Source organism: Croceibacter sp., from assembly GCF_002716225.1.
Taxonomy (GTDB): domain Bacteria; phylum Bacteroidota; class Bacteroidia; order Flavobacteriales; family Flavobacteriaceae; genus Croceibacter; species Croceibacter atlanticus.
The window spans coordinates 82,352-96,731 of the sequence record NZ_PAZX01000009.1 but is presented as its reverse complement, the minus strand read 5'-3'; the positions used below and the strand labels follow the sequence as shown (position 1 = coordinate 96,731).

At 33.4% G+C, this 14,380-nt stretch carries 16 protein-coding genes; 4 read left to right on the top strand and 12 right to left on the bottom strand.

The annotated features are described in order from the left end of the window. Positions 1-36 precede the first annotated feature (36 nt). The 7 genes from CL818_RS07095 to CL818_RS07065 all read right to left on the bottom strand — a co-directional run bounded on the left by CL818_RS07095 (position 37) and on the right by CL818_RS07065 (position 6,611). The gene (locus CL818_RS07095; RefSeq protein ID WP_272973134.1) at positions 37-852 is read right to left on the bottom strand and encodes an SDR family NAD(P)-dependent oxidoreductase; all 816 of its coding nucleotides are present in this window, start codon (positions 850-852) and stop codon (positions 37-39) included. 16 nt (positions 853-868) lie between these two features. Then, entirely contained in the window at positions 869-1,819 is a 951-nt protein-coding gene (locus CL818_RS07090; protein WP_272973135.1) for an LLM class oxidoreductase, read from the bottom strand. Between the two features lie 67 nt (positions 1,820-1,886). Beyond that, positions 1,887-2,876, bottom strand: coding sequence for a zinc-dependent alcohol dehydrogenase family protein (locus tag CL818_RS07085; RefSeq protein WP_272973136.1), 990 nt, complete (start codon positions 2,874-2,876; stop codon positions 1,887-1,889). A 28-nt stretch (positions 2,877-2,904) separates the two neighbouring features. Then, positions 2,905-3,750, bottom strand: a complete 846-nt coding sequence (locus CL818_RS07080) for an enoyl-CoA hydratase/isomerase family protein (protein WP_272973137.1) — start codon at positions 3,748-3,750, stop codon at positions 2,905-2,907. A 125-nt stretch (positions 3,751-3,875) separates the two neighbouring features. Beyond that, on the bottom strand, positions 3,876-4,733 hold the full coding sequence (locus CL818_RS07075; protein ID WP_272973138.1) for an AraC family transcriptional regulator: 858 nt from the start codon (positions 4,731-4,733) through the stop codon (positions 3,876-3,878). Between the two features lie 18 nt (positions 4,734-4,751). Next, complete coding sequence (locus tag CL818_RS07070; RefSeq protein WP_272973139.1) at positions 4,752-5,591, bottom strand: DUF4437 domain-containing protein; 840 nt, start codon at positions 5,589-5,591, stop codon at positions 4,752-4,754. A 12-nt stretch (positions 5,592-5,603) separates the two neighbouring features. Continuing rightward, positions 5,604-6,611: a zinc-binding alcohol dehydrogenase family protein gene (locus CL818_RS07065; protein ID WP_272973140.1), complete on the bottom strand. Its 1,008-nt coding sequence runs from the start codon at positions 6,609-6,611 to the stop codon at positions 5,604-5,606. A 232-nt stretch (positions 6,612-6,843) separates the two neighbouring features. Here CL818_RS07065 and CL818_RS07060 point away from each other — a divergent pair, with 232 nt between their 5' ends. The 3 genes from CL818_RS07060 to CL818_RS07050 all read left to right on the top strand — a co-directional run bounded on the left by CL818_RS07060 (position 6,844) and on the right by CL818_RS07050 (position 8,656). Further along, positions 6,844-7,212, top strand: a complete 369-nt coding sequence (locus CL818_RS07060; RefSeq protein WP_272973141.1) for a winged helix-turn-helix transcriptional regulator — start codon at positions 6,844-6,846, stop codon at positions 7,210-7,212. 63 nt (positions 7,213-7,275) lie between these two features. Next, positions 7,276-7,845, top strand: coding sequence for a Crp/Fnr family transcriptional regulator (locus CL818_RS07055; protein ID WP_013187777.1), 570 nt, complete (start codon positions 7,276-7,278; stop codon positions 7,843-7,845). 70 nt (positions 7,846-7,915) lie between these two features. After that, complete coding sequence (locus tag CL818_RS07050; protein WP_272973142.1) at positions 7,916-8,656, top strand: acyl-CoA desaturase; 741 nt, start codon at positions 7,916-7,918, stop codon at positions 8,654-8,656. A gap of 13 nt (positions 8,657-8,669) precedes the next feature. On the opposite strand, the gene CL818_RS07045 is transcribed toward CL818_RS07050, so the two are convergent. The 4 genes from CL818_RS07045 to CL818_RS07030 all read right to left on the bottom strand — a co-directional run bounded on the left by CL818_RS07045 (position 8,670) and on the right by CL818_RS07030 (position 13,141). Continuing rightward, complete coding sequence (locus tag CL818_RS07045) at positions 8,670-10,199, bottom strand: SDR family NAD(P)-dependent oxidoreductase (RefSeq protein WP_272973143.1); 1,530 nt, start codon at positions 10,197-10,199, stop codon at positions 8,670-8,672. A gap of 21 nt (positions 10,200-10,220) precedes the next feature. Continuing rightward, entirely contained in the window at positions 10,221-10,670 is a 450-nt protein-coding gene (locus tag CL818_RS07040; protein ID WP_272973144.1) for a KTSC domain-containing protein, read from the bottom strand. Between the two features lie 183 nt (positions 10,671-10,853). Beyond that, entirely contained in the window at positions 10,854-12,167 is a 1,314-nt protein-coding gene (locus tag CL818_RS07035; RefSeq protein WP_272973145.1) for a DEAD/DEAH box helicase, read from the bottom strand. Positions 12,168-12,271: 104 nt separating this feature from the next. Then, the gene (locus CL818_RS07030; RefSeq protein ID WP_272973146.1) at positions 12,272-13,141 is read right to left on the bottom strand and encodes a winged helix-turn-helix domain-containing protein; all 870 of its coding nucleotides are present in this window, start codon (positions 13,139-13,141) and stop codon (positions 12,272-12,274) included. Between the two features lie 118 nt (positions 13,142-13,259). Here CL818_RS07030 and CL818_RS07025 point away from each other — a divergent pair, with 118 nt between their 5' ends. After that, a complete protein-coding gene (locus tag CL818_RS07025; RefSeq protein WP_286972473.1) occupies positions 13,260-13,820 on the top strand; it encodes a YceI family protein in 561 nt (186 codons plus the stop codon). Positions 13,821-13,868: 48 nt separating this feature from the next. Here CL818_RS07025 and CL818_RS07020 read toward each other — a convergent pair whose 3' ends face one another. Next, on the bottom strand, positions 13,869-14,246 hold the full coding sequence (locus tag CL818_RS07020) for a nuclear transport factor 2 family protein (RefSeq protein ID WP_272973148.1): 378 nt from the start codon (positions 14,244-14,246) through the stop codon (positions 13,869-13,871). Positions 14,247-14,380: the final 134 nt, after the last annotated feature.

The window sequence follows — 14,380 nt, the reverse complement described above, 5'->3', positions numbered from 1 at the left end:
TGAGTATGCTTTACATTCTATAAAGCATATTGAGCATTATAAACTTTCTAATATAGCTTCAGTTTGTGTTATGAGCTCTTCAACTTTACGAGCGTCGTATGCATCTGGATGTGCCGTATTAAACTCACCTTTAGTATCTCCTTGATCATTATCAAAATACTGCCCAGATTTATCTTTATAAAATTCTTCTGTAGCTAACTCAACTAATATCTCCTGCCCTTTTTCTGCTGAAGACCAATGTTGACCATATGCTTCTTTTACCATTTTTGTATTTAGTAAAGAACCAGGATTTACTGCAATAGTTGTAATGTTAGGATATTCTTGAGCTAACTTAAAACTCCACATTGTAAGAGCTAATTTACTTTGAGCATAGCTGGCACTTTCTGCTATTTGCTCATTTCCCTTTAAAACAGATATAGAAACAGTAGCTTGAGCTGCAGAGCTTAAATTAATAATTCTCGGTGCTTCTGAAGCTTCAATCTTAGAGATTATGGCGTTGGTTAATACATAAGGAGCAATATAATTTACCGCCATTCTCATGTCTAAATTATTAGCGCTCTTAGCAGTTTTTGATTTAAAAACACCAGCGTTATTTATGAGAACATCTAATGTTGAGATGGTTTCATTTATACGTTTAGCCATAGCTTTAACATCTTCTATTTTAGAAAAGTCTGCTACAAACCCATTAATATTTGAGTTGCCTGAGGCTTCTTTTAATTCTGAAATTACTTCTTTTAATTTCGCTTTATTTCTTCCGTGTACATAAATGTTATGTTGCTGTTTGGCTAACTTTAAGGCTGTTAACTTCCCGATACCATCTGTACTTCCTGTTATTACTATTGTTTTACTCATAATTGTGTAATGATGATTAATGAAACTCTGGCAATACCTCTTTAGAGATCTGTTCTAAAGTAGTGTTAATTGCCATGGTATTAAATCTTAAATTTAATGCTAAATGATTAACTCCTATACTTCTCAACTTGTCTAAATAATCTGTTAGATAGTTTATCCCCAATCTAAACCCTAATTGTATTGGTTGTGGTTTAAAATTAGGATCTTTTTGTAAATCCAAATACATAGGTTGCATAAAAGGTTTATCGAAATTGTGATAGCTGCTAACCAAATCTCTATAGGATTTAATTGTAAGTTGTTGTTGATATAAATCTCTCGGATAATTCATCCAGCCATCTGCATGTTCTGCATTCCACTCTAGCGTTTGCCTACTGCTACCTGTCATTAACAACGGTATTTTATGAGTAGTTGCTTTTGGTAACATATCTATATTACCTTGTAAGTTTCCATAACCTTTTGTGTTAATTGTCGGAAAGTTATCCTGAAGCTGTCTTATATATTGAAAAGATTCTTTAAACAGTTCTCCCCTATTTTCATATGAAATTCCCATTGCTGGATATTCATCATATCTATCTCCAGATGCCACACCTAATAGCAATCTACCATTAGACAATTTATCTATAGTTGAAGCAGATTTTGCAACGTGCAGAGGATGATGAAGCGGTAATGCAATGCTTGAGACACCAAGTGCAATTTTAGAAGTTTGGCCTGCTAAAAAGCCTAAATATGTAAACGGATCATAAGTTTGTCCTGCATCTCCAAAACTAGGCACATTAAAAGGTATATCTCTAATCCATAATGCTTTAAAACCTAACTCTTCAATGTATTTTACACGTTTTAAATGCTCTTGCATTGTAGGTACTGCAGATTGAGCATAGTTTTCAATAGGTACTACAACGCCTACTGTTAACTCATTTGGTTTAAATACTGAGTTATATGCATTATTTATAGATTCAAATTGTGTCATAGTGTTGTTAGAAAAATGTGCTTCCTACTGCGGAAGCACATCATTATAATCTTAAAAATTGATGGGTTTAATTATTCTCTACCACAACTTTCCCTATAGCTTTCCCGCTTTGTAAATGTGCATAGGCTTGACCAACGTTTTCTAATGAAAATGTTTGTGCATCTAGTATTGGAGTTAATTTTCCAGAATTACTTATTTCTGCCAAAGTTTTTAAAATTTCTCCGTGTTTCTCTCTTTTAAAATCGTGTAACATAGGTATTAACATAAATACTACGTGTAAGGCTGCACCTTTAAAATGCAAAGGTGTTAAGTCTAATTCACATAATGAGACTGTAGTAGCAATTTGTCCATTTAGAGCAACTGCTTCTATAGAGTTATTTAAATTTGCGCCACCTACGGTATCAAAAACTACATCAAAACCCGTATTGTTGGTATATTTCGAAGTATAACTTTCTACACTTTCTGTTTTATAATCTATAAATGTCGCTCCAAATTGCTCCACAATAGCTTGTTGATCTTTACCAGTTCCTGTTGCATAAACATCTGCGCCAAAGTAATTAGCTAATTGCACTGCTAAATGACCAACACCACCAGAACCACCATGAACTAATACTTTTTGCCCATCTTTTACACCAACACGAGTTAAACCCTCATAAGCTGTAATCCCTACTAATGGTAAGGCAGCTGTTTCACGCATTGTTAAGTCTTTTGGTTTATGCGCTATAAGTTTACTATCTGCAACAATATATTCTGTTAGAGTTCCAGGTAAATCTGCTAGACCACCAGCACAACCATATACTTCATCTCCTATGTTAAAGCCTTCAACACCTTTTCCAACAGCTTCTATTGTTCCAGAAAAATCCATTCCTAATAATGCAGGTGTTGCTGGAGATAATGGTAAGTCTGTTCCCATATTGCGTATCATCGTATCAATTGTATTAACACTTGATGCTGCTATTTTTACTAATACGTGATTTGTTTTTACTTCGGGTTTTTGAATGTCTGAAACTTCAAACTTTGCCTGTTCCCCATATTCCTTAATTAACATTGCTTTCATCTCTATCTTTATTTTTATTGATTAATATTTAATTTACTTCTTGTATATCTATTATCATTTGTTCCCAATTCTTTTGATTATCGTGATTAAATTGAGCAGCATTATCATTCGCGTATTGAAAACGCTTAACCGCTGGAGTTTTACTAGTTGCCTGAAATAATTGGTATGCTTCTTCTTTTAAAGCTTCTTGTATAGGTAAATCTATTGAGGCATAAACTGCTCGTTTGCTTGCAGTAATAGATTCTGCTGGAAATTTTGAAATGCGTTGTGCCAACCTAGCTACATAATCATCTATTTCATCTGGATCTAAAGCTTTGTTTATAGTCCCGAACTTTTCAGCTTCATCTGCGTCCCAATCTCTTGCACCTAAGATAATTTCTAAAGCTTTGCCTAAACCAGTTTGTCTAGCCATACGAGAAGCGCCACCACCACAAGGTAAAATGCCCATTCCTACTTCCATTTGCATAAACTTTGCTTTTCCTCTAGCTGCAAAGCGCATATCTAATGCCAATGCCATTTCATGACCACCACCACGTGCAAACCCTTCTATTTTAGCGATAGTTGCCTGTGGTAATTTGCTTAATCGCTCTAAAACTACTTGCAGATCTAATAATTGTACGTCTTGTCTTGATACTGGTTCTATTGACATGTCTTTTAAAAGATCTGTATCATAATGGCACACCCAATAATTAGGGTTAGAAGATTCAAAAATGACCACTTTTACAGATCTGTCTCTTTCTAGACGTAAGCAAAGACTACTTAAGTCTGCTAACATCTCTTGGCCTTGAACATTTACAGGACCAAAATTGATATCTACGGTTAAAATGCCACCGTTTTGCTTTGCCGAAAAGGTTTGAAAATTTTTATACTCCATTGTTTTTTATTTAGTTGATTAGCGTTTTGTTTTAATTACAGTACAAATTTACTGTACGCATCCTGCTATAATTTGGTAAAAAACAATGTGTTATAGGTAAAAAATGAGGGTTATGTATCGTACTATTAAAGGTTTGCTTTAAAAGCACCAATGGTTTGGCCTTTATAACTTAAGAATGTCTTATTTAGGTGACTAGAATCTGTAAAACCCAACTCTGTAGCAATTTCGGAGATTTGTAAATCTGTATATTTTAGCCGAGTTTCTACAAGTTTAAGCTTGTAATTTATAATGTATTTTTTCAGTGAGACATCTGTATGTTTTTTAAAGTACTCACTAATATAGTTTCCTGCCATATGAAACTCTTCTGCTAAGTGTTTCGTGGTAAGTAGTTCTGAATTATAAATATTTGAATGAATGTAGTTTATAATCTTTTGAATTTTAGAAGATTCTGTAACTTTTGAGGATTCAGTATTTAAAAACTGAATATTTCTCGCTATCAAATGTAAAATGACAGATAATGAATTCTGAATAATGAATATATCATAGAACTGTTTCTTATGATATTCTGTAGCAACCATATTTATTAGAGACGTTAAATGCAGTTTATCAGAAGCATTTTCAAACTTCATCTCTCTTAATTGATGACTCTCACTATTTAAAATCTCTTCTATTTTTCTAAACCAATCATTAACAGGTAGGACTGCAGGTTGAGAATTAGTGTTTCTAAAAAAGCTCTTTAAAAATTTTATGGTTACTGTACTTGTTGCCGTTTTAGCGTTAACTATATAAATATCATCCGGTACAAATACAAAAATGCTATTAGGTGTATAAGTTACCGTTTTGCCATTTATTTTAATAATGCCTGTACCCTTTTCAAAATAGAGAATCTCAAAAAAACGTATGGTTGTATATTTACAAAACTCAAAGAATATTTGATCCTTATATTCCTGAATTACAATATTTTCTATAATTGTACGCGGCATAATAATTACAGCTAAATATTATTTTGAAGTTATATTAAAACCGCCATTACTACGAATATAAATTGTAGTCTCTTCTAAAGCATCTACTCTATGTACTGAATCTTTAGCTGCTCCAAAATAGCTACCTGCTTGCAATGTAGAGCGTTTAGCATCTTTACTAATACTATGGGCTAGGTTACCATAAATAATTACAGCTCTAAAATTTGGACTTAGGTTTTTAATACTTCCCTGAAAGCCTTTAGGTAATTTGATGAGTGATGCTCTTAATTGTTCGTTTTCATGAGTTCCCCATAAAAAAGCAGTTTGTACACCACTATCATTTTTAATCCACGTGATATCCTTAGCATTTAGCCAAACCAAGTTAGACTTGTCAATATTAACAGGACGTTCTCCATTATCAAAAGCTTCTGATGTTGGTTTTACTAAATAAGGGCCTTCTTGAATTTCTATATATGCCAAGTTAGCTTTGCCAGAAGCTGCTGTAATATGTGCTTCGCCTGCAGGTTGTACCCAAAAAGAACCCTTTGGCAACCACATTTCTTCTGCCTTTTCATCATCATTATGAAGTAAACCAGAAATGACCATACCTCGATACGTTACATTATGAATATGCGCAGGAGACGAAAATCCTTTTTTAAATTTAACAAGAAATCCTGAAGCATTCGTACTAGTACGATCACCCCAAAGTTTACCAGCAGCAGGACTTTTATCGCCACGTAGCGGGTTTAGCCAACCCCATTCAACTTGGTTTGCTGTAACTACTTCATTTATTGATGTTGTATTGTCTGTAGTTGGTGTTTGTGCGTTAGCTAAAATTCCTATTAATAAAGCGATTGTAAATGCAGTGTAATTTTTCATGTGTTCGTGGTTTTAAAATTCTTCTAAGACTATTTTTCCCTTTGCTTTCCCTGTTTCTAAGAACGCGTGTGCTTTGCGAAGATTTTCTGCGTTTATTCGCCCAAAATGTTCTCCTAAGGTTGTTTTGATTGTATTGTTATCTATTAAATCTGATACTTTGTTTAATATATGGTGTTGCTCTATCATATCTTCTGTTTGAAACATAGAGCGTGTAAACATAAATTCAAAATGAGTTGATACTGCTTTAGACTTAAAAGGCATAACGTCTAATGATTTAGGATCGTCAATAAACCCGAATTTACCTTGAGGCTTTATTAATTTAACAATCTCATCTATATGATGTTCTGTGCCATTTAAGCTTACTACATAATCTGGAGCAGGAAGATTGTGCTTTTCTAATTCCTCACTTAACTTATGTTTATGATTTAGGACGTTATGAACACCTAAATCTTGTAACCAAGACGTTGTTTCTTCTCGAGATGCAGTACCAATGATATTTAGCTTAGTGAGCTGTTTAGCTAACTGAACCATAATAGATCCTACGCCACCAGCAGCACCAATAATTAAAATAGATTTACTATCGTCATCTTTTGAGACTTGTAGCCTGTCAAATAAAAGCTCCCAAGCAGTAAGTGTTGTTAATGGCAATGCGGCAGCTTCTGCATAACTTAAATTGCTTGGCTTATTGCCAACTATTCGCTCGTCGACGAGTTGGTATTCTGCATTGCTACCTTGTCGTGTAAAATCTCCAGCATACCATACCTTATCTCCTACTTTAAAAAGACTAACATCTTCTCCAACTTCCTTTACTATTCCGGTAGCATCCCAACCTATAACTTTCCACTTGTCTCCTTCTGCTTTCATTCCAGAGCGCACCTTATAGTCAACAGGATTAACAGATATTGCCTTAACTTCAACAAGTATATCTCTTCCTTGTGCTTTTGGTGTTTCTAACTCTATGTCCTGAAGAGAATTGTCATTTTCTATATCTAAATTCTCTTTATAACCTATTGCTTTCATTGGTAATATTTTATGCGTTGTTATATTGTACTATAAAAAGTATAGCTACAAAAGTAAATGTAGTCTTGCAATCTCACAATAACGGTCAAACATGATAGTACCCTAGATTTAACACTTAGTGTTTTTATAGTTCTTAATATCAATATTTTAAATGTTATAATTTTAACTATAAAAAGTATAGTTGTATACATTAGTTTAGTGTTGTAATTTTGGAATCTTATTTAAGGTATTTATGGAGGTTGAACACAAAAAAAGATTAATAACTTACAACGACAAGAGCTTTTCTTGTACTACTAGTATTGCTATGGAGTTTATTGGCGGTAAATGGAAAAGCGTTATTTTAATATATCTTACTAGTGGCAAGAAGCGTTATAACGAACTTTATAAGCTTATATCTACAATTACAGAGCGCACACTAAGTTTACAGTTAAAACAACTAGAGAAAGATGGCTTAATTACTAGGCGTGTTTATACAAAAAAACCACCCTTAAAAGTTGAATACGCTCTAACTCCATTTGGGGAAACTTTATCTCCTGTTTTACATGCTATTGCAGAATGGGGACAAGTTGTGGTTAAAGAAAAAGGTGAGATTATTGAATAATCTGAATAGCCTATAAGATTCAATTTAAACTACCTTTACTAACTAAATTTACTCCCATTTATAGTGCAACAAATTAAAGCATACCTAGATCAAATTGCATCGATATCTGCTGCAGATTGGGCATTTTTTACCTCAAAACTTCAACGGCGTGTTATTCCGAAGAAAGATGTGTTCTTAAAATTGAATGAAATAGAAAATACCATATCGTTTATTGAAACTGGTGTAGTAAGATTATTTATCCCAAAAGAAGATCCAGACAAAGAAATTACTTTTGGCTTTACGTTTAAAAATCAGTTTGTTAGCGCTTATGATTCTTTTATAACTCGGCAACCTTCTGCCTATCAATTACAAGCACTTACAGAAACAACTTTGCTAAGTATTTCCTATAACGATTTACAAGCTGTTTATAAGACAACACAAATAGGTAATTTAATAGGACGGCTAACAGCAGAGCGTTTATTTTTGGTAAAATCTAAACGTGAACAAAATTTATTAAACCTTTCAGCTGAAGAACGCTATATAAAACTCTTTAAGGAACGTCCAGAACTATTAAAAGTAATTCCATTAAAATACATTAGTTCTTACATAGGCGTGACAGCACAAGCCTTAAGTAGGATAAGGAAACGGCTTTAATTTTTAATTTAATTGATTTAGGTTCATTGTTTGGCATATAACGTGCAATTACTTTTGTAAAAAAAAAGTTATGGCTGTTATTCTGTTTGTCTTAGTACTTTGGTATGGAGGCTTATTTTTTCAATCGTTTTTTCTTCATAGGTATGCTGCACACCAAGTGTTTACAATGTCTAAGACAATGGAACGTATTACATTTATACTTACCTGGATTTTTCAAGGTGCAAGTTATTTAAGTGCTTACGGATATGGAATAATGCACAGAATGCATCACGCATATACAGATACAGAAGAAGATCCGCACTCACCATCACATGATGCCAACATATTTGCTATGATGTGGAAAACAAAAACTATATATCAAGATATAAACAAACAGCGCATTGCTGTAGAACCTCGTTTTACTAAAAACATACCACAATGGTCTAGTTTTGATATGTTTGCAAGCTCAAGAATTTCTAGGTTATTATGGATAACTGGCTACATTTTATTCTTTGCATTCTTTGCAACTGCCTGGTGGCAATGGTTATTACTACCTATTACATTTTTAATGGCTCCTATTCATGGTGTTATCATAAACTGGTTTGGTCATATTTATGGTTATGTAAATTTTGCTATGAAAAATACGAGCAAGAACTTATTTAGATTCGATTTTTTAATGATGGGCGAAGGCTATCATAACAATCATCACAAATATGCAAGTCGTGCAAATTTTGGTGTAAAATGGTATGAGATAGATGTTACATACCTTGTAATAAGGCTATTAGATGCTTTAAGAATTATACACCTAAAACCTATACCTATTAAGAAATAAGGTTCTAGTTATTTTACCAATCTATAGGAAAATAATCTTTTAAGAATTTACCGCTCCAATGCTTTCCTGTGTTAATTCCATCAATTAAAGGATCCATTACACGTGCAGCACCATCTACAATATCAAGTGGTGGTTGAAAATCATGAACTTCTTGTTTCTTTTTAGAAAGTTCTGCAGGATCTTCATCTGTAACCCAACCAGTATCTACAGCATTCATATAAATACCAGATTTAGCTAATGTTGCAGCAGAAGTATGTGTAAGCATATTAAGTGCAGCTTTAGCCATATTTGTATGAGGATGACGATCTTCTTTTTTAAAGCGATGAAACTTTCCTTCCATTGCTGAAACGTTGATTATATGCTTTTTACCCGTATCTTCCTTAAGCATTAGTTTAGACAACCTATTGCATAATACAAAAGGAGCAACTGCATTTACAAGTTGTACTTCTACCATTTCAGTAGTTTCAATTTCACCTAATTTTAAGCGCCAACTATTAGTCTTACGTAAGTCTACTTGTTGTAAATCTGCATCTAATTCACCTTCAGGAAATACTTCAGAAGCTTTTAAAGAATTATCAAAACTATAAGGAATTTGAGATAGCTCTGCAGAGTTCCTTAATCCTATGCCAAGTTCTGGACCGTGCCAAGTTACCGGCAAGACATTGTTTTTACTAGTTTTACTAGTAGAAACACTTAGGTCTGAAAGTTCCTTTAAACATTCAGAATGGTCTTTTAAAAGTGGTTGCGCTAATTCTGGCAGCTCATTAATAGAACGTTTTTCATTTAACATTAAATGTGAGTAGAAGCCAGAAGGACGTCTAACTGTTTGAGCAGCATTATTTATAAGAATGTCTAAACGCTCATATTTCTGTTCTATATAGTTACAGAAAATTTCGACACTAGGGATATGGCGTAAGTCTAAACCGTGTATATGTAAGCGGTCTTTCCAAACATTATAATCTGATTCTTTTGAAAATCGGATAGCTGAGTCTGCTGGAAAACGTGTAGTAGCCACTACTCTAGCACCACTTCTTAATAGCATTAACGTAATGTGATATCCTATTTTTAAACGAGAACCTGTAATTACGGCAACTTGGTTAGATAGGTCTGCTGTTTGAAAACGCTTCGCATAATTTAAATCGCCACAATCTGTACACATTGTATCATAAAAATGATGCAATTTGGTGTACACTTTTTTACAAACGTAACAGTTTCTTGGAGACTCTAGCTCTAGTTGTTCATCAGGAGCCGCAGTAAGTAGTTTCGGTGCTTCAAAAACCGAAGCTTCTCTGGCAGATCTTATGCCTGTTGCTTTTCTAGCATGTTTATCTCGCGTAATCATTTTACGCTTAGCCGCTTTTTTAGCGTCTTTTCGACGGCGATCAAACTCGTCTCGGTTAGGTCTAGTTAAGGCACCAGCTGCTTTAAATAAAGCTATGCGTTGCTCTTCTGGTAAATCAAACAACCTATTGGTGTCTTCTAAAAGAGATTGCAACGTTGCAATACAAGCATTTATATCTTTATTATTTGTAGCCTTGCTCATAGCAGCGAGTGTCTTTATAAATTAGGTGTCTTGTAAATTACGCTTAGATTGTCTGCGTACAAACTTTGGATAAATGTTTCGTTTTGCAAAACGGTTTAAGTTTCCAGCATTTACTAACTTAATATAAACTGGCTTTGTTACACCAAAATACTCATACGTAGTACCGTCTGTAAAGGTTACTTCTAACAGCATACCTTTATGGTGGTAGTCTGCAATACTCTCTGTAGTTATAGTTTTAGTATAAGCCTCAAGATTTGCAGCCTTTGTTTCTGGTGCCATGCTTACTAAGAAGTGGTATCCATCAATAATTTTTCGGCTTTGTATTTCGGCTTCAGCTTTTTTTGCATCGTCACTCTGAAATTTATCAGGGTGCCATTCTTTTACTAAGTTGCGGTAGCTTTTCTTTAAAGTCTTTAACTCTATTTCCTTTTCTACACCAAACAACTTCTTATATTCTGAAATGCGTTTCATAGTTTATCTTTTTTGAAGGCGCGAAAGTACGCTTATTTTTAGTCTGCATGCTTATGTATTAAGCATTTAATTTTAGATGCTTAACTTTTGAAAATCAGACAGAAAAAGCGATTTGATGAAGAGCATTGAAAAACCTGCAATCCAGACTAATAAACTTATACAAATACTTGAATAAAGTTCTTGTTACTCTAAAACTGTAATTCTTACTTTCTTCTTTTTTAAGCGAGTATCTGTAGTTTTATTTGCTATTTGTTGCGCTTTTTTAGCAGGTACAGCAACAAACGCACAGTCTTGCTTAAGTTCTATTATACCAACTTCATGTTTATCAAGTTGTCCTTGTTTAAACAATAGTCCCGCAATATCTCCTTTTGAAATTTTATCTTTTCGACCACCAGATATAAACAGTGTTGCCCAAGTTGAAGCTAATTTAGGAACATTAACTTCTGGTGTGATAATTTGCTTAGCGGTTATAAATTCTGGCAAATATTCTTCTTTCCATTGCAATACATATGCTGTACCTTCAGAGTTCATACGTGCGGTACGGCCATTTCTATGAGTAAATTCTTCTGTTTTTAAGGGAAGCTGAAAATGTATAATGTAACTTAACTCAGGTATATCTAAACCGCGTGCAGCCAAATCTGTGGCAACGATAATTTGATGAGTTCCATTTCTAAATTTAATTAGAGCACGTTCTCTATCTATTTGATCCATACCTCCAAAGAAACAGCCGTGAGGTATGCCTTCACCTAATAAAAAGTCACTTACAAAGCGTATAGTGTCTTTAAAATTACAAAATATGATACCAGGCTTATTTCCAATATGATGTAAGAGTTGAGCTAAGGTTTCAAGTTTATTCTTATTAGGAGATATAACCATTTTAATTTCTAATTTAGAGCGTTTTGTATCTAAATAGTCTATAGTTAATTCTTTTGTGACACCAACAAAGACAGGTATCTCATCTAATTGGGTTGCAGATGTTAGGATGCGTTTTTCAATAGTTGGTAACGCTTCAATAATTTCTTTCATCTCTGTTTCAAACCCAACTTCCAAAGACTTATCAAACTCGTCTAAAACTAAAGTCTTTAATTCAGCAGTCTCAAAAGTTCCTCGTCTTAAATGGTCTGCTACTCTACCAGGCGTACCAATTAAAATAGCTGGTGCGTGAGAGAGTTCAATTTTATCTTTCGAAAATGGCCTTCCACCATATACCGCATTAGCTTTAAAGCCAGAGCCCATTTCTCTTATAACCTGCTCAATTTGTATGGCTAGTTCTCTAGATGGAACTAAAATTAGAGCTTGTACTTGTTCTATATCTCTATTTAAGTCGTTAATTAATGGTAATAAAAAAGCTACGGTCTTTCCTGTACCTGTTGGAGATAGTAATACTGTATTTGCTGTAGATGTGATTGCTAACAGTGCTTCCTCCTGCATAGGATTAAGCGTTTTAATATTAAGCTTATCTAGAATTTCCTTTTGGGTTTTTATATCTGTAGCCATTTTTCTCAAAGTTTAAGTGCATCTTGTGTACAGCAAAGATAGATAGAGTTTAAGAGCTACAATACGATTTGAGGTTTAGTTATACTCTTTGTTTATGATAGTGGTTAATTGGTTACAAGTTTATAACCAACACCGTGCACATTTATTAGCTGTATAGAAGCATCTGAAGCAAGTTTCTTTCGTAATTTAGAAATATAAGTGTCTAAACTACGCCCAACTACTACTCCATTATCTTCCCACACTTTTTTGGTGAGTTCTTCTCTCTTTATAACTTCATTTGGCTTAGCTACAAATAATGCCAGTAGCTCACATTCTTTATTAGATAGTTGGATTTCCTCTGCTTCTTTAACCAAAATTAATTGATCTGGATAAAATTTAAAATGACCTATATAGTTTGTGTTTTGATCTTCTTGCTGCTCTCTTTTATAGCTTGCATATTTACTATAAAACACAAGTACAAGAAATGCCAACACCAATGTAACTAATATGTAGAATATTATAGTTTTAGTTGAAGATGTTTTTTCTGGTATTTCTGTTAGCATTACTAGAATGGTGTAACAATCATTTGGTAAAACACGACCACTACAAGGCACTATATCTTCATCTTTAAAAGCTGTTGTAACATAACTATATGCAACCTCATTCGAGGTACAATCTACCACTTCAACTAAATAATTATGGATGTTTAGTTTAGACTTAAAGACATTATCTATTGTAGCGTTTAATACTTCAGGATCTATTTGAAATGAGCGTTCAAAAGATAACTTATACGTAGTAGCGTTTGTTTTCTCAATAGGCTTTACTAAAGAAGTACTGTCGTTTTCTAACAATAATAGTTGATGCCCAACACTTCTTAAAGCAACTTTAATATGTTCTGAGGACACTTCAGGCTTTTCCTTAGTGGAACAACTCAAAGTGAGCAATAGAAACAACGTTGCTGTAAATAGAATAAAATAATGATATCTAAACTTCATAATATAGTGCAAATAACACGCAATTTGCTGAATTTTTACAGCTGTTGACACTTCTTTTACATTCTTTTGACACTTTTAAATATCCCTAAAAGTAGCTTTACTCTAAAATATAAAAATTATGAATAAACTACTTATTTGCCTTGGCGTGATGATGCTATCTGTTTGCATCTCAAATTCTCAAAAGATGTATGATTTAGATACAGATGAAAGTCTACTAAATTGGAAATCTGATTATGTCTTTAAAATTGCCGGTCATCATGGCTTTGTTAAGTTTAACGACGGAAAACTCATTACCATAAACGGAAACATTACTGGTGGTCATTTCACTATAGATATGACAACAATTGAAAATGTTGATGGTGGCTATAATGAAGGTTTGGTATCACATTTAAAGAATGAGGACTTTTTTGATATTTATAAATATCCCACAGCTTATATAGAATTTACAAATGTGGTATATAATAAAAGCATTAATGAACATTTAATTGATGCGATGTTAACTATTAAGGATGTTTCTAAACCTGTAAAATTTACAGCTAAAGCAGATGGCACCAATAACACGATGACCGCAAGATTTAAAATAGATAGATCTCGATGGCAAATTAATTACAATCACGATTTAAAAGACAGTACAATTTCAGAAGCTGTAGAGTTTAATTTATACCTAAAGTTTAAATAATGCAAAATTTTGGCGTTGGTACAACGCGTTCCAACGCCAATCAAAATATTAATACATTGTATTTAAGTTTTTAGAGACCTTAGGAATTTGTTGTATAACATCCCAATGTTCACAGATTTTCCCGTTATCATCAAATTTAAAGAAATCCATAGTTACATATTCATCTTGATCTGGCCAAGTTTGATGTGTATGTAGGGCAACTAAATCACCTTCTGCAATACATCTTATAAACTCTATACTTTTATTAGGGTATTCGGCGTGCATACGTTCAAAATAATTAACGAAACCCAAAGTTCCATCTGCAACATCTGGATTGTGTTGTATATACTCCTTTCCAACAAAATTTTCAATCGCTTTTTTAGGGTTTCCGTTGTAGGCCATTTCATAAAAAGCAATGGCTCTGCTTTTATTTTGTTCTAATGACATTCGTTTAATTTTTATCCAAGATAATCAATTTCTTCAGCACTTATTCTTGTCTTATTTAACCTAGGTTAATCAAAAGAATTAAGGTTAGTTAAAAATAAATGTAGTGCTAAAATTTGAAATAAATTTGCACTAAC

Bases quoted from the DNA above. Each gene is read 5' to 3' on its own strand.
- CL818_RS07095 (WP_272973134.1), bottom strand. From the start codon at position 852: ATGAGTAAAACAATAGTAATAACAGGAAGTACAGATGGTATCGGGAAG.
- CL818_RS07065 (WP_272973140.1), bottom strand. From the start codon at position 6,611: ATGAAAGCAATAGGTTATAAAGAGAATTTAGATATAGAAAATGACAAT.
- CL818_RS07040 (WP_272973144.1), bottom strand. From the start codon at position 10,670: ATGAAACGCATTTCAGAATATAAGAAGTTGTTTGGTGTAGAAAAGGAA.
- CL818_RS07025 (WP_286972473.1), top strand. From the start codon at position 13,260: ATGAATAAACTACTTATTTGCCTTGGCGTGATGATGCTATCTGTTTGC.
- CL818_RS07050 (WP_272973142.1), top strand. From the start codon at position 7,916: ATGGCTGTTATTCTGTTTGTCTTAGTACTTTGGTATGGAGGCTTATTT.
- CL818_RS07090 (WP_272973135.1), bottom strand. From the start codon at position 1,819: ATGACACAATTTGAATCTATAAATAATGCATATAACTCAGTATTTAAA.
- CL818_RS07035 (WP_272973145.1), bottom strand. From the start codon at position 12,167: ATGGCTACAGATATAAAAACCCAAAAGGAAATTCTAGATAAGCTTAAT.
- CL818_RS07020 (WP_272973148.1), bottom strand. From the start codon at position 14,246: ATGTCATTAGAACAAAATAAAAGCAGAGCCATTGCTTTTTATGAAATG.
- CL818_RS07070 (WP_272973139.1), bottom strand. From the start codon at position 5,591: ATGAAAAATTACACTGCATTTACAATCGCTTTATTAATAGGAATTTTA.
- CL818_RS07085 (WP_272973136.1), bottom strand. From the start codon at position 2,876: ATGAAAGCAATGTTAATTAAGGAATATGGGGAACAGGCAAAGTTTGAA.
- CL818_RS07030 (WP_272973146.1), bottom strand. From the start codon at position 13,141: ATGAAGTTTAGATATCATTATTTTATTCTATTTACAGCAACGTTGTTT.
- CL818_RS07060 (WP_272973141.1), top strand. From the start codon at position 6,844: ATGGAGGTTGAACACAAAAAAAGATTAATAACTTACAACGACAAGAGC.
- CL818_RS07075 (WP_272973138.1), bottom strand. From the start codon at position 4,733: ATGCCGCGTACAATTATAGAAAATATTGTAATTCAGGAATATAAGGAT.
- CL818_RS07045 (WP_272973143.1), bottom strand. From the start codon at position 10,199: ATGAGCAAGGCTACAAATAATAAAGATATAAATGCTTGTATTGCAACG.
- CL818_RS07080 (WP_272973137.1), bottom strand. From the start codon at position 3,750: ATGGAGTATAAAAATTTTCAAACCTTTTCGGCAAAGCAAAACGGTGGC.